Here is a 14237-nt window from a genome sequence, read left to right on the forward strand (position 1 = left end):
ATGTGCAGGCTTAGTGTGCTACACGTTTGCGAGCTGCTTTTTTACGATTTTCTTCGATGAAAGCCGCTTTTTGTTCTTCAGGTTCGATGACTTTTTTCTTGACTGCATATACTGCGCCTGCCACAGCAGCAACAGTAGCTGCAACTCCTGTAAGAACGCCTTTTCCAAATCCTTTAGCCATGTGATTTCTCCTTTTCTGAACTTTTATTATTTATGTTATAATTAATAGTAACGAAAAATCAAAATTTTTTCAAGGAAAAACGATGAAAACCAAGATAATTGTGATAGTGGGGCCTACGGCAGTTGGAAAAACAGCTCTGAGTATTGAGGTAGCCAAGCGCTTCAATGGCCAGATCATCAGTGGTGACAGCCAGCAGGTCTATCGTGGCTTGGATATTGGCACGGCTAAGATTCGTCCTGAAGAGCAAGAGGGCATTCCCCATCATCTGCTGGATGTGCGGAAGGTTGGAGAAAGCTACTCAGCCTATGATTTTGTGACTGAGGCGGCTCAGGCTATTCGCGAGATTGCGGCTCAAGGTCAGCTGCCCATCATTTGCGGCGGCACAGGGCTCTATATCCAGAGCTTGCTTGAAGGCTACCATCTGGGCGGAACCGTCCCTCACGAGGAGATTCTGACATATCGGGCGCAGCTGGACAGTTGGTCAGATGAGGATTTGTTTAAAAAAATAGCAGAGCTGGGTATCGAGATTCCCCAACTGAATCGACGCAGGGCTATGAGGGCGCTTGAGATTGCTCAGTTAGGTGGTCAACTAGAAAACAATCAACCAGACTATGAAGCCCTGCTGATTTGTCTAGATGATGAGCGGGAGCGACTTTATGAGCGAATCAATCGGCGGGTTGATCTGATGATAGAAGCCGGACTTTTAGAAGAAGCACGTTGGCTGTTTGAGAAAGCTCCGACCAGTCAAGCCAGCAAGGGTATCGGCTACAAGGAACTTTTCCCCTACTTTGAAGGTCAGATGAGCCTTGAAGAGGCAGTAGACAAGCTCAAGCAGAATACCCGTCGTTTCGCCAAGCGCCAGCTGACTTGGTTTCGCAACCGGATGTCCGTGACCTTCTATCAGGTGGGAAATTCAGACTACAAAAATCAGGTCATGGAAGACATCAGGAAGTTTTTGGACAAGTAGCTGGTTGACCAAGTCTTAGTAAGGATATGAGATGATAGAAACAGAGAAAAAAACAGAGCGTGTCTTTCTGGTCGGTGTGGAGCTAGCAGACACGGAGAATTTTGACCTATCCATGGAGGAACTGCAAAGTCTAGCTAAGACCGCAGGGGCTGAGGCAGTCGGTTCCTATAGCCAGAAGCGGGAAAAGTATGACAGCAAGACCTTTGTCGGTTCTGGTAAGTTAGAAGAAATCCGGCAGATGGTTGATGCCGAAGAGATTTCGACCGTCATCGTCAATAACCGTCTGACACCTCGCCAAAATGTCAATCTGGAGGAAAGCTTGGGCGTTAAGGTCATTGACCGTATGCAGCTGATTTTAGATATTTTTGCCATGAGGGCTAGGAGTCATGAGGGCAAACTTCAGGTGCACCTGGCCCAACTCAAGTACCTGCTGCCTCGCTTGGTTGGGCAGGGTATTATGCTCAGCCGTCAGGCAGGTGGAATCGGCTCCCGCGGTCCTGGTGAAAGCCAGCTGGAGCTCAATCGACGCAGTGTCCGCAATCAGATTCATGATATTGAGCGCCAGCTCAAGGCTGTCGAGAAAAATCGGGCTACCGTTCGTGAAAAACGGCTGGAATCCAGTATTTTCAAAATCGGTCTCATCGGCTACACCAATGCTGGAAAGTCCACTATTATGAACTGCTTGACCAGCAAGAGCCAGTATGAGGCCGACGAACTCTTTGCGACGCTAGACGCCACGACTAAGAACATCAATCTCAGCGGCCAGCTCAATGTCACTCTGACGGACACAGTTGGCTTCATTCAGGATTTGCCGACAGAGCTGGTATCAAGCTTTAAATCCACACTGGAAGAGAGTAAAAATGTTGATTTGCTGGTCCATGTTATTGACGCTAGTGACCCTCATCATGAGGAACATGAAAAGACTGTCCTGGATATCATGAAGGAGCTGGACATGCTGGATATTCCCCGGTTGACACTCTATAACAAAGCGGACAAGGCTGAGCATTTCACTCCGACCCTGACTCCCTATTCTTTGATTTCGGCTAAGGCGGACAATAGCAGAGCTGTGTTGCAGCAAGTCCTGCTGGAGCGGATGAAAGAGCTTTTTTTGCCTTTTACTATCAAGGTAGCGCCGGCTAAAGCCTATAAAATTCATGATTTAGAGAAAGTCGCAATTATGGGGAATCGAGAATACATAGACGATATCGAAACCATTTCAGGCTGGATTGCCGAGAAAAACAAATGGAAACTGGAAGAATTTTATGACTGATTATATTGACTTGGCCCTGAAATACGGCGGTTTTACTAGCCTAGACAGGGTTTACTTAAAGCAAGTATTGGCTGGCCTGACAGAAGAGCAGAAACGTAGCTTCATCACACCGCCGCCCAGCGTTATCAATGCTTACTTTGCTGAGCTTTATCAAAAGAAAAGTCCGGAAGCCGCGACAGCCTATTTTTTAGAGATTAGCCAGGCGCTGGACTTGTGGAATACGGAGCCTAGCTTTGTAGAAAATAAACCTTTTGTACGGCTTAATCTTTCTGGCAAGTCCTATGGATTTTGCTATGAGAGCGAGGAAGTCGGCTTGGTCTTCCCTGAAAAGCCAGAGCCGGTAACAGCTGACCTGCTCTTTGAAATCGCCCAAGTCTTTCCGCAGTACTTGGTCTACGAAGAAGCTGGGAGAATAAAAATGGCACCTCTCAAAGCAGAATCTCAAGTCGTGGACAGTCAGGCGCTGACTGCTTTGACCGATTGGCAGCAGCTAGCGGATGGCAGCCAGAGAGTTCTGGGCTACAATCAAGATGAAGTCAGTCAGCTAGCTCAGTCCTATGCTGGCAGGAAATACTATCACTCGCAGAATCGCTCTGCCATGATTTATATCATTTAGAAAGAAAAACATGCAATTACAATTTTTAGGAACCGGAGCCGGTCAGCCATCCAAGGCTCGCAATGTGTCCAGCCTTGTCCTCAAGCTTTTGGAGGAAATCAATGAGGTCTGGATGTTTGACTGCGGTGAAGGTACTCAGCACCAGATCTTGGAGACGACGATTAAACCGCGCAAAATCAGCAAGATTTTCATCACGCATCTGCATGGCGACCATATTTTTGGCTTGCCGGGCTTTCTGTCCAGTCGTTCTTTTCAGGCTAATGAAGATCAGACGGACCTAGAGATTTTTGGTCCCAAAGGCATTAAGAACTTTGTCCTGTCTAGCCTGCGTGTGTCAGGTTCTCGTCTGCCTTATCGGATTGATTTTCATGAGTTTGATGAAAATAGTCTGGGCAAGATTCTTGAAACGGACAAGTTCACAGTTTATGCGGATAAGCTGGATCACACGATTTTCTGTGTGGGCTATCGGGTGATGCAGAAAGATTTGGAAGGAACGCTGGATGCAGACAAACTACGGGCAGCGGGCGTACCTTTTGGTCCCCTCTTTGGCAAGGTCAAGAACGGTCAGGATATCGTCCTAGAAGATGGGACCAAAATCATCGCAGCCGACTATATCTCAGCCCCTCGTCCAGGCAAGACCATTGCTATTCTGGGTGATACTCGGAAGACTGCTGCCAGCGTCCGCTTGGCTGTGGCTGCAGATGTGCTGGTTCATGAAGCGACCTATGGCAAGGGAGACGAAAAATTGGCCCGTAATCACGGTCACTCTACTAATATGCAGGCAGCAGAAGTAGCCAAGGAAGCCGGCGCTAAGCGCCTCCTGCTCAATCATATCAGTGCTCGCTTTTTGGCCAAGGACATCAGCCAAATGCGTCGCGATGCCAGCGCTGTCTTTGACAACGTCCATGTGGTCAAAGACTTGGAAGAGGTGGATATATGATTTTACAGTCTCGGACAGTTTCGTTGAGAGGAAAATAAGATGACAGTTGAAAATCGTTTATTTGATAAAGCTGATTGGTATTTTGAAGATGCATTAACCAACTATATTTATAGTTATAACTTAGAAAATGAAGAATTAACACAAGATGATTACCGAGAGGTTCATCGTTGGGCTGCGAATCACATTGGCTTCTTCGTTACTTGGCTCATCCAGCATGATGCAAAGGAAATGATGATTTCTGATGAAGAAACATCATTTCAAAGTGTCAAAGACGAGCAAACTTTGGGTGTAGATTATGTTCTAGACTGGTGTGACGGAAAATTAGGAACAATGGATATCAAAAAGGATTTTCAGGCTTTTGTGAACGATTACTATGAACATCAGTATATGAAGGATTACTCCAAATTTGTAGTCGATGACTTGTACGACCTACCTTTGGAATTTTTAGGTAGCTGGGAGGATTATCATCTTTTTGCTCCTGTCATTGATCAAGCCTATGCTGACTATTTAGCTGGAAAAAGATTTCATTAAAACGATCAACACTTTGAAAGGGATAGAGATGCGCACCATCATCATCACAGGGGCTAGCGGTGGGCTGGCTCAGGAAATGGTTAAGCTCTTGCCCCATGACCGACTGATTTTGGTCGGACGGAGCAAGGCTAAGCTGGAAAAACTATATGGAGAAAGGGAAAATCTTGACTTAGTGGAGCTGGATATCACAGATAGCTCAGCTTTGGAAAGATTTGCTGAGCGGATTGACAGTCAGTACGGCCACGTCGATGTACTAGTCAATAACGCTGGCTATGGGATTTTTGAAGAATTTGACAAAATCAGCTCAAATGATATCGAGGCCATGTTTGATGTCAACACCTTTGCCCTGATGAACCTGTCCCGGATCTTTGGAGCTCGCATGAAGCAGGCAGGTCAAGGACATATCGTCAATATCGTTAGTATGGCCGGCCTCATTGCCAGTAGCAAGTCTAGTCTTTATTCGGCGACTAAGTTTGCGGCTATTGGTTTTTCCAACGCCCTGCGTTTGGAACTCCTGCCTTTTGGGGTCTATGTCACGACGGTGAACCCAGGTCCTATCAAAACTTCCTTTTTCGATCAAGCAGATCCTGACGGTTCCTATGTAAAAGCAGTCGACAAGTATATCCTTGAGCCTGACTTTGTAGCGAGCAAAATTGTCAGTTCCTTTGGCAAAAAGAAGCGGGAAATGAATCTACCAGGGATTCTCAATCTAGCTCACAAGCTTTATACCCTTTTTCCAAGAATTGCCGACAAGATGGCAGCCAATATGTTTAACTATAAGTGAGGTTTCATGACAGCAAATCTACAAGCCTACAAGGCTCATCTGCAGGCGCCTTGGGGCAAACTTCAGTATGATATTATTTTTGCCTTTCTTGAGTCACTTAAGGGCCAGAAAATTCTTGATTTCGGTAGCGGTTTTGGGATTGTGGCTGATTTTCTAGCGGAAAAGAACCAAGTGACCGCCATTGAGCCGAGCCCAGAAATGATTGCTGAGCGCAAGCAGGACTTTTCCTATGAGCAATTGCAAGGCAGCTTGGAGCTTCTGCAAACATTGCCAGACCAGTTTTTTGATGTCATCGTCTGTCATAATGTTTTAGAGTATGTATCTGACCCTGATCTGTATTTAGCAGAATTTTCCCGTCTCTTAAAAAAGGACGGCAAAATTTCTCTGGTTAAGCATCACGAGGTTGGACGAGTTATGCATACAGTGGTTTTTGAAAATGACCCAGAAAAGGCCAAGCAGCTTTTGGCGGGTGAGGCATATCAAACCCACAGCATGGGGGCTGCTAAGGTCTATCAGATTAAAGAAGTGATTTCAGGTCTTCCATTAGAAGTTGAGGATTATCAAGGAGTACGAATTTTTTATGGGCTGCAATCCAATGACTACAAAACTGCCCCTGACTGGGCTGAAAAGATGCTTGAGATGGAGCTGGCTGTCTGCAACCAATCACCTTATCGGGACATCGCTGCCTTTCAGCATGTTTGGCTAGTCAAGTCCTAAATTGAATGAAAAAGTGTTCATTTACATCTTAAACAAACCTCGTAAGGAGAAAGCTTGATGCAAAGGAGAGGAGTCATAGAGCCAGAGCAACCTGTCAATTATGCCCTGCTCAGCCTTTTTCAATATATTGCTTCAGTTTTAGTGATTATGGTCCATTGCCAGAGGCTTTTTGAACATGAAGCCCTGCATTTTATTCAAAAGAGTATGTTTGGTCGCATGGCGGTCCCTTTCTTTTTAATTTCTTCAGCCTATTTTTTCCGATTACGCTGGAAGCGAGAGCACGGTTCTACGAAACTGACTCTGTATATTAAAGGTATTTTAAAGGTCTATGGTTTTTGGAGTCTGGTCTACCTTCCCTACGCTTTGACTTATTTCCAATCTCTGCATTTGCCCCTCTATCTAGCTCCTCTGGCTATTCTAGCAGCGCTCCTCTACATCGGAATGAGCTACCAGCTCTGGTATATTCCTGCCTTTCTCTTAGGTTTGCTGCTGGTCCATTTTTTGTATAGGAAGTTGGGTCCCAAGAAAACATTTGCCCTTTTGTTAATTCTCTACGCCTTAGGTGCTATTGAGACTTATCACGCCTATCTGTCGCCTAGTCTGCTGACGGACTGGTACGATGTCTATGCCAAGCTCTTTTTCACTAGCAGGAATGGCCTCTTCTATACGCCCATTTTTATCTATTTAGGCTACTTTCTAGCTGATTACGGGCAGATAGCCTTATTTCAGAAAAAACGCTGGCTGTCTCTTCTGTTGGCAAGTCTTTTCCTGGCAGGCGAAGGAATACTGGTTTACATGAGGCAGGGACTGGATAAAAACTTTTTCTTTGCTCTCATTCCCTTTACGCTCTTCTTATTCAATTGGCTGTTAAAAACTCAGTGGAAGCGTGAAAAAAACTGGCGACATTTAAAAGATTTAAGTATCCATTATTTCTTTCTCCATCCTATCTTTATTGAGTTATCTTTCTTTCTGCTCAAATCCCAGCAGCTGACCAAGTGGGAAAATGGCCGTTGGGCCTTCCTTCTGACGATTATCCTGACCCATCTGACGTCAGAATTAGTGATTCGATGGCGAGGGAAAGGTTAAATTTATCGCTAAAAAATTTGGCATGTTTAAGATGAATAGTTGCTATTTCTTTATCTAAAATAAAACACACGCATTAAGTTCAGTTTTAATGCGTGTGTTTTTAGTCAAGGAAAAAGTTAGGCAGAACACCCATTATATGTCGTTCTACGATTTCAGTGAATTATCTTTTGTATTATCTCCTTCAGCTATGCCATAGACTGTTGCTAACTGGATAATTTTCTTTGCCCATTTGCTATGCGGCTTCATTTCATTCATCCGGTTTTCTTTATATCCTTTTATTACACCAATTTGCTGCTGATTTGTGTTAAGAATTGTCAGAGCATCTTGGTAGTCTTCTATACTAACAATGTTATTCTCAGCAATAAGGCTTAGCTGAGAAGGATGGATGCAAGTTTTTCCAATGAATCCATTAAGTCTGTCTAATTCTAGCTCTTTTTTCAATCCATGAGCCCAATTCCCATCTTGAAAACGGCTATTAAAGTATTCCCATACTGGTCCAGAACAGATATAATCTGCGGAAAAAATATTTAAGATATCTGTTAGACAGTCAGCAATAAGTTTAACATCGTAGATAGTCTGGTGGACATTACGACGAATACCGAAAATATTACTAAAATCAGTTGCTCCCACACGGATATTTAAAACTTGCTCCTTATAGGGTTTTAATAACTCTGATATAAAAAGAAGTTCTTCCATTCTGGTATTCTTTTTCATGATGCTCTCGCTTTCAAGAATTGGCATTATGTAAAATGTTTGATTTGTTCTTTTGCTAAAATTGTCGAAAACTTGAAGGTAGGCAGGAGCAGTAGTAGAATCAAATTTAGGAAAATTAAATCCAGAAACTAGTTTAAAGATATCAGGAGAAGAATGCTCGAGCATTTGATTAAATTGTTGGGAAGAACGGACTCGGATAAAAATTAAAGGGAGAGAATCAAAATCTAGCTGGCCAGTTTCCAAGGCTTGATTCAGTTTGTCTAAAGTCTCAAAGAGTTGTAATTCAGCTTGATGAACAGTTCCATCTCCAATAGAATCTTCTAGATCTAGACAGATTGAGCTACAGCAAGGATGGAGGCCAGCAATGATTTCATCAACTATCTGAGTTCGATGAGCGGGCATATAAAGAAGTCCAGCTATTGCATATTGCAATAAATCTTTTGGGGAATTTTGATTAAATTGGCATCCTTCTTTAAATAGGGGTATAGAATCATAAGTAAATTTCATTCAAATCTTCCATTCAACACTTTTAAGTTTTTTGTTCGAGGACTACTGAAAGAATATCCTCAGCGCCTTCTATTCCTTGATTAACAATCATATAGCCATCTTTATTATTGATAAGCTGGTAAACTTCACTGTTCTTTGGTATCATTTTTATATCGCCTAAAGATAAGAAGCCAGCATCTAATTTTCCGTCACCCGAAGTAATTAGAAATTCTTCTTTGAGATAGTCTTTTAAAAAAGAAAGAGCGTTTTCTTTAGAAATTTCTTTAGGGATGATGTAAAGTTTAAGCCCCTGAAGAGTGAAAGTCCATTCTAAATCTTTTAAATCTTTTTCAAGACTTGGCAAGATAAACTCTTGAACGATATCCTGATCTTCGGTAACTTTAGTAAAAAAGAATAAATTGTCAACCAAAGATGGAGTTCTAGTTAAGTATTTTTGATATTTAGTTAAAATATCTAAGATTTTAGGATAATCCAATGCTTGTATTTGTCGAGTTCTTTCGATGTGTTCCTGCCAGACTTTTAAAGGTTGACCTTTATGCAGAATGATTCCGCCATTAGCAACAACAGCATAAGGGCAGTCTTGTAGGGGGATAATGCGTGAGAACTGCGCTAGCGAGCGAGTTGTAATTGGAACCAAATGGATATCGCATCGAGTTTTGGCTTGAGCAAGTAATTCCAATGCTCTATGGCTCATATAGGAGATTTCACGTCCGTCTAGATGTTCTACACAAGAAACAGTCTGATAATTTTCAACAAACTTATTAGAATAAATGATGGTTCGATCTAAATCAGTAGCAAAAAGCATAATATTCCTCTCTTTTTTGGGACTGATAGTTGTAAAATTTTAATAGAAAACAAAAATTTCTTTTTTAATTTCAAGCAGTTATATTTAAAGGTTATTAAAGTTAGATTGATTGTCTTAAAATTTTTGTCAAACTTAAATGAAACAATATTATAATCTTAAATGACTTAAGAGAATAAATTTTAGTTATCAAAGTGTGCAATTCATCAAACTATACCAATCTTACTATAAAAGAGCCGATAAGTCTAGTCTTGGAAGCATTTATAAAGAATCAAGTAGATTATTGTCATGGATAAATTTTCCCTGTTCATGAAGTATTCATAGTCACTTCACTAAAAGAGTTGATAAGTAAAGGCTGAAACACTAGTGTTTCAGCCTTTCTATAACTAAGATTTATTTTTTGTAAGAGCTTTTCGGATGAAGTCTATAGGGATAATCAGAACAGCAATAGCAAGTGCTACAATATAGTGTTCAATATCCATAGGAACAGTATTGAAGACCTGTCCACCAAACTGAATGATTAAAGATTGAACGATAGCAATGGAAATCATGACAATCGAGAATTTTTTGTTTTCTGAAATATGCTCAAAAACATTAAGACCAGTACTGCGAGTATTGAGGGAATTGAAGATAATCGCATAGATAAACACAGTAAAGGTGAAGGTAGTTACCATTTCAAAGTTTCCAGTTCCATTAGTGATGAAATCTTGAATACCAGCTACATTTTTAAGAATAGCAAGACAAACAATAGTAATGAAAATGCTAGCAACTCCAATAGCAGACTTCATATACTTTGTTAGAATATTAGCTTTTTTAGCCACTGGTTTTTCATTCATGTAACGATCTAAGGTAGGTTCTTCACCAAATGCCAAAGCAGCTAGTGTATCCATGATAAGGTTAATCCAAAGGATTTGAATGATTGTAAATGGCTCTTTCAGACCGAAAAGAGGAGAGAGAAGAGACATAGCAATAGTAGTTACATTAACTGTCAGCTGGAAAATAATGAATTTGCTAACTGATTTGCTCATTGTCCGGCCGTAAAGCACAGCTTTTTCGATAGACGTCAAACTATTGTTTAAAATAACAATATCAGAGGCTTCACGGGCAACCTCAGTTCCGTCTCCCATAGAGAAACCAACGTCAGCAGCTTTAAGAGCAGGTGAGTCGTTTACTCCATCACCAGTCATACCACAAACCATATCAAGGTCTTGAGCTGCTTCAATTAAGCGCTTCTTATCCATAGGTAAGGCGCGGCTTACTACTTTCATATTAGGGAGTTGCGCTTTTAATTCTTCGTCAGAGAGGTTTTCTAGCTCATCATGAGTTAGGATTAAATCTGTATCACTGGTAACAATTCCAGCTTCTTTAGCAATGGCAATAGCTGTTTCTTTACGGTCTCCTGTAACCATAACTACTTGAACTCCAGCTTTGTTCATTGTTTCAACAGTTTGTTTAATAGAATCCCGTACATTGTCTCGAATACATACAATAGCAATCAAGATTTTATCTGAACCTTCTTTTTTAAGAATAGCGAGAAGACGCATAGAACGATTAGCCTGTTCCAAAGAGAGTGCAGAGAATTTATCTTTATCAGAAGTAGTAAAAGCAGTCTTATTTCCGTCTTTATCAAGATAGAAATGACAATCATCTAAAATAAATTCTGGTGCTCCTTTGATGTAAATTTCGCCTGACTTAGTCGTAACACTAGCATATTTTTTAGCAGAGTTAAACTGTTCTTTTTCAGCAATAGTGTTTGTATCAAAATCTAAGAGATTGCGGTTGATTAGAAAATCTAAAAGAGCACGGTCAGTTGCGTTACTTCCGACAGCTATACCATCTGCTATATTAGCGTCATTATTTAAACCAATGCCATGAATAACTTGCTTGAGTAACTTTTCAGACATATTCGAGAAATCAGCAGCAGAACTCTCATCAGTTGTCTCATAAAGAGTTCCATTGCCAAGGAAGAAATCAACAACAGATAGTTTCCCTTCTGTAATTGTTCCAGTTTTATCGCTGAAAAGGATATTCATATAACCAGCTGTTTCAATAGTATCAGGATGACGAACTAGAATATTCTGAGCTAGCAAGCGGCCTGAGTTCATTGAAGACACAAGAGCCAGCATCATAGGCAATCCTTCTGGAACTGCCATGATAATGATAGTCACTGCAAAGAGAATTGTTTCAATGACTAATAAGAAAATAGATGAAAGATTCAAATTGTTTGCAGTATTTAAAGCAAGAAAACCAAGAACAAGGTTGATGACAGAGTAAGCCGCACCAGCACTGTATCCAAGAACGCCAATATTTTCTGCCAGTTTGTTCAATTTCTCTTTTGATGGAGAATCTTTCCCATCCTCTTGGAGAGAGGTATTGATGCTTCCAAGAACAGTATGGTCACCAATATCAGTTGCTTCCATAACAGCTTCACCAGATGTTACCACAGTCCCACGGAAGATTTTTAATTCTGTAAAGAGGTCCTGACTATCTGGTTCTGCATTATCACCTAAAGCGATTTTTGTAGCATCTTCACTTTCCCCATTCAAGATAGCTTGATTTACCTTTAATTCTCCAGCAAGAATAATCCCGTCAACTGGGATTTTATCACCAGTTTGAAGAAGAATTTGGTCTCCTTTGACAATATCATCTACTAAAATTTCTTTAAGTTTACCGTCGCGATAGACTTTAGCATTAGTTTTGCTGGCTTCTTCTTGTAATGTATTAAACTTTTGCTCATTTTGATATTGTGAGATAGCAGAAAATCCTGTTGACAGGAGAATGGCAAAAATCAAGGAAATTGCTTCGTACCAATTTGCTTCACCAATACCTGGGAAAATCATGCCGATAAAGTTGAAAATAATTTTGAGACCTAAGGCCGCAAGCAGAATCAAAATCCACTGATCCTTGAAAGCTTCAATAAATATTGAAAGAAGTGAGTTGGCTTCTTTACTGGAAAGTTTATTATCTCCATGGGCTGACTTGCTTGCTGCAACCTCAGCTGAGCTTAGCCCTTTAAAGTTATTCATTTGGTTTATTTGTCCTTTCTAAAAATAAAGAGGCTGAGACAATAGTGTTCAGTCTCTTTTTTTGTATGTCAATAAAACTTGATTTGGCAACTGTTTGTCTTTAGCTAAAGAGTGCAGCTATACCATTTAAATCAGCCTGCTTACCTTCACCGATGGTGTGGAAGGCCCAAGTTGAACCATCTTTTACCAGTTCTGCAAAAACAACAGCTGTGTCGGTAGAATAATCATCTTTAAGCTGGAACTTGCAAAGTTCAGAATTGTTCTCTGCATTAACTAAGCGAACATAGGAATTATTAACCATGCCAAATGTTTGACGACGGGTTATAGCCTGATCGATAGTAACGGCACAAATGACCTTATGGATACTTGGTGAGAGAGCAGCTAAATCCAAATTGATAACTTCATCATCACCATCACCTGCACCAGTACGATTATCACCATTTAAGTGAATACCGGGAGCAGTTTTGTTATTATAAAAAATAACATCACTAGCAGAAGTAATTTTGCCTGCCTCATTCAATAGGAAAGCAGAAATATCAAGGTCAAAATCTGCACCACCGGCAGAGATATCCCAACCAGCGCATAAGTCAACTTTTGTAAGGCCTGGAGCAGCTTTAGCTAAGTCCAGGATAGTATTTTTTTCTAAATCAAGAGATACACCTCCTGTTGCAGGAGCAACTTCAGTGGGTGTTGGAGTAGGATTGGCAGGTCCGCCAAGTGAGGTGAAATTAATAGCCATGAGAGATTCCTTTCTGATTAACGGTAAGATTTTTCAATGTCTTGGATTGAAGCGTTTAGGTATTCTCCAACTGCTTTGAAAGTCCAACCATTGACAGTACGTGTAAGTTCAGCAAATTTAACGGCCGTCGCTTTGCCACCATCTTCTGATAGATTGAAGCGAGCGATTTCTTTTTCAGGACGTTGTGCCTGATCAACTAAACGAACGTAGGCATTCTTTACCTGGCCAAAATATTGTTTGCGATTTTGACCAGAATAGATAACAACTGCTACAACGATTTGAGCCACGTCTGGATGAATATTATTGAAATTCACAAACATGTTTTCATCATCACCGTCACCAGCACCGGTAAGGTTATCATGATCTAATTGAATACCCTGAGATTTCTTTTTACTGAAATAGACAAGATTATTAACTGAACGAGTCAGATGGCCAGAAGAATCAAGAAGGAAGGCACAAAGATCAAGGTCAAAGTCAGAGCCAAAGAGACTTGTCTTAACATCCCATCCTGCTGATACACGAATATTTTCTAAAGAGAAATCTGTTTTAGAAAGATTAAGGAAGTCATTTTTTGCAAGGTTGAGCATGCCTCCTTTATTTAAATCGAGTGTAACTTCACGTCCTTCCGTACTAGCAGTTTGAATAGGTGTGTTAGCAACAGGAGCTTGAGTTTGTTGCTCATCTCCACCAAATAATTTACCAAAAAGTCCCATAATATTTTCCTTTCTATTTTCTTAATTACATATAGCGAGACAAGAGTTGGTTGAGGTCAGCGATAGCTCCCTCACCGATTGCTTCAAAAGCCCAGCCATTAGCTGTCCTACTAAGGGAACAAGCTGTTACAGAAGTATCAGCAGAATAACTGTCACTCAATTCATAGCGGCAGATTTCCTGTTCGTTATTATCGGCATCTAGAAGGCGGACAAAAGCATTTTTAATCATGCCAAAAGTCTGACGTTTAGTGACTGCATCAAAAATAGTAATGAAGAAGACAATTTTCTTAATTCGAGGTTCGATTGCATCAAGATTAATTTGGATTCGTTCGTCGTCGCCTTCGCCTTCTCCAGTACGATTATCACCTTCAAGACGAATTCCAGCTGCAGACATATTATTGAAGAAAATAACATCATTCGGTACTTGTGCAACACGACCGCTTTCTTCAACTAGGAAGGCAGCTAAGTCTAGGTCAGCAGTTGGTCCTGCAACAGCCATATCCCAGCCGCCGCCTAGAATACAATTTTTTAATGCAGGAGCCTGCTTTGTTAAATCTAAAACGCTCCCTTTAGAGAGGTTAAGAGGAGCAGCAGAGCTGCCAGAGTTTAAATTAGTGAAATCCATATAGATATTCCTTTCTGAA

General features: G+C 41.0%; 15 protein-coding genes. 8 read left to right on the forward strand and 7 right to left on the reverse strand.

The genetic code is table 11. From position 1 onward, the window contains the following. Nucleotides 1-10 precede the first annotated feature (10 nt). Nucleotides 11-181, reverse strand: coding sequence for a DUF3042 family protein (locus FKX92_RS01955; RefSeq protein WP_002895160.1), 171 nt, complete (start codon nt 179-181; stop codon nt 11-13). An 82-nt stretch (nt 182-263) separates the two neighbouring features. Here FKX92_RS01955 and miaA point away from each other — a divergent pair, with 82 nt between their 5' ends. Genes miaA through FKX92_RS01995 form a run of 8 tightly spaced genes read left to right on the forward strand, consistent with a single transcriptional unit; the run spans nt 264 to nt 7092 of the window. Further along, the gene (gene miaA, locus FKX92_RS01960; RefSeq protein WP_149565361.1) at nt 264-1148 is read left to right on the forward strand and encodes a tRNA (adenosine(37)-N6)-dimethylallyltransferase MiaA; all 885 of its coding nucleotides are present in this window, start codon (nt 264-266) and stop codon (nt 1146-1148) included. Between the two features lie 31 nt (nt 1149-1179). Continuing rightward, entirely contained in the window at nt 1180-2418 is a 1239-nt protein-coding gene (gene hflX, locus FKX92_RS01965; protein WP_149565362.1) for a GTPase HflX, read from the forward strand. Next, entirely contained in the window at nt 2411-3034 is a 624-nt protein-coding gene (locus FKX92_RS01970; RefSeq protein WP_002924267.1) for a hypothetical protein, read from the forward strand. The genes hflX and FKX92_RS01970 overlap by 8 nt, the downstream gene beginning before the upstream one ends. A gap of 10 nt (nt 3035-3044) precedes the next feature. Continuing rightward, entirely contained in the window at nt 3045-3974 is a 930-nt protein-coding gene (rnz, locus tag FKX92_RS01975; protein WP_149565363.1) for a ribonuclease Z, read from the forward strand. Nucleotides 3975-4013: 39 nt separating this feature from the next. Further along, a complete protein-coding gene (locus tag FKX92_RS01980; protein WP_125401963.1) occupies nt 4014-4505 on the forward strand; it encodes a DUF7832 domain-containing protein in 492 nt (163 codons plus the stop codon). A gap of 28 nt (nt 4506-4533) precedes the next feature. Further along, complete coding sequence (locus FKX92_RS01985; RefSeq protein ID WP_149565364.1) at nt 4534-5289, forward strand: SDR family NAD(P)-dependent oxidoreductase; 756 nt, start codon at nt 4534-4536, stop codon at nt 5287-5289. 6 nt (nt 5290-5295) lie between these two features. After that, on the forward strand, nt 5296-6006 hold the full coding sequence (locus tag FKX92_RS01990; RefSeq protein WP_049553318.1) for a class I SAM-dependent methyltransferase: 711 nt from the start codon (nt 5296-5298) through the stop codon (nt 6004-6006). 57 nt (nt 6007-6063) lie between these two features. Next, nucleotides 6064-7092 carry an acyltransferase family protein gene (locus FKX92_RS01995; protein WP_049553319.1) on the forward strand — a complete coding sequence of 343 codons (1029 nt, stop codon included), beginning with the start codon at nt 6064-6066 and terminating at the stop codon, nt 7090-7092. 144 nt (nt 7093-7236) lie between these two features. On the opposite strand, the gene FKX92_RS02000 is transcribed toward FKX92_RS01995, so the two are convergent. The 6 genes from FKX92_RS02000 to FKX92_RS02025 form a co-directional block, all read right to left on the reverse strand. Further along, nucleotides 7237-8313, reverse strand: a complete 1077-nt coding sequence (locus tag FKX92_RS02000) for an HpcH/HpaI aldolase/citrate lyase family protein (protein WP_049553320.1) — start codon at nt 8311-8313, stop codon at nt 7237-7239. A 22-nt stretch (nt 8314-8335) separates the two neighbouring features. Next, the gene (locus FKX92_RS02005; protein WP_149565365.1) at nt 8336-9118 is read right to left on the reverse strand and encodes an HAD family hydrolase; all 783 of its coding nucleotides are present in this window, start codon (nt 9116-9118) and stop codon (nt 8336-8338) included. A gap of 383 nt (nt 9119-9501) precedes the next feature. Then, nucleotides 9502-12141, reverse strand: coding sequence for a calcium-translocating P-type ATPase, PMCA-type (locus tag FKX92_RS02010; RefSeq protein ID WP_002920884.1), 2640 nt, complete (start codon nt 12139-12141; stop codon nt 9502-9504). A 100-nt stretch (nt 12142-12241) separates the two neighbouring features. Further along, nucleotides 12242-12880 carry a TerD family protein gene (locus FKX92_RS02015; protein WP_002900104.1) on the reverse strand — a complete coding sequence of 213 codons (639 nt, stop codon included), beginning with the start codon at nt 12878-12880 and terminating at the stop codon, nt 12242-12244. A gap of 17 nt (nt 12881-12897) precedes the next feature. After that, the gene (locus tag FKX92_RS02020) at nt 12898-13593 is read right to left on the reverse strand and encodes a TerD family protein (protein ID WP_002912730.1); all 696 of its coding nucleotides are present in this window, start codon (nt 13591-13593) and stop codon (nt 12898-12900) included. Between the two features lie 25 nt (nt 13594-13618). Continuing rightward, on the reverse strand, nt 13619-14218 hold the full coding sequence (locus tag FKX92_RS02025; protein WP_002900106.1) for a TerD family protein: 600 nt from the start codon (nt 14216-14218) through the stop codon (nt 13619-13621). Nucleotides 14219-14237 lie beyond the last annotated feature (19 nt).

Source organism: Streptococcus sanguinis (genome assembly GCF_008329445.1).
Taxonomy (GTDB): Bacteria; Bacillota; Bacilli; order Lactobacillales; family Streptococcaceae; genus Streptococcus; species Streptococcus sanguinis_O.

Coding starts and splice junctions, on each gene's coding strand:
- FKX92_RS01955 (WP_002895160.1), bottom strand. CDS start 181: ATGGCTAAAGGATTTGGAAAAGGCGTTCTTACAGGAGTTGCAGCTACT.
- miaA (WP_149565361.1), top strand. CDS start 264: ATGAAAACCAAGATAATTGTGATAGTGGGGCCTACGGCAGTTGGAAAA.
- hflX (WP_149565362.1), top strand. CDS start 1,180: ATGATAGAAACAGAGAAAAAAACAGAGCGTGTCTTTCTGGTCGGTGTG.
- FKX92_RS01970 (WP_002924267.1), top strand. CDS start 2,411: ATGACTGATTATATTGACTTGGCCCTGAAATACGGCGGTTTTACTAGC.
- rnz (WP_149565363.1), top strand. CDS start 3,045: ATGCAATTACAATTTTTAGGAACCGGAGCCGGTCAGCCATCCAAGGCT.
- FKX92_RS01980 (WP_125401963.1), top strand. CDS start 4,014: ATGACAGTTGAAAATCGTTTATTTGATAAAGCTGATTGGTATTTTGAA.
- FKX92_RS01985 (WP_149565364.1), top strand. CDS start 4,534: ATGCGCACCATCATCATCACAGGGGCTAGCGGTGGGCTGGCTCAGGAA.
- FKX92_RS01990 (WP_049553318.1), top strand. CDS start 5,296: ATGACAGCAAATCTACAAGCCTACAAGGCTCATCTGCAGGCGCCTTGG.
- FKX92_RS01995 (WP_049553319.1), top strand. CDS start 6,064: ATGCAAAGGAGAGGAGTCATAGAGCCAGAGCAACCTGTCAATTATGCC.
- FKX92_RS02000 (WP_049553320.1), bottom strand. CDS start 8,313: ATGAAATTTACTTATGATTCTATACCCCTATTTAAAGAAGGATGCCAA.
- FKX92_RS02005 (WP_149565365.1), bottom strand. CDS start 9,118: ATGCTTTTTGCTACTGATTTAGATCGAACCATCATTTATTCTAATAAG.
- FKX92_RS02010 (WP_002920884.1), bottom strand. CDS start 12,141: ATGAATAACTTTAAAGGGCTAAGCTCAGCTGAGGTTGCAGCAAGCAAG.
- FKX92_RS02015 (WP_002900104.1), bottom strand. CDS start 12,880: ATGGCTATTAATTTCACCTCACTTGGCGGACCTGCCAATCCTACTCCA.
- FKX92_RS02020 (WP_002912730.1), bottom strand. CDS start 13,593: ATGGGACTTTTTGGTAAATTATTTGGTGGAGATGAGCAACAAACTCAA.
- FKX92_RS02025 (WP_002900106.1), bottom strand. CDS start 14,218: ATGGATTTCACTAATTTAAACTCTGGCAGCTCTGCTGCTCCTCTTAAC.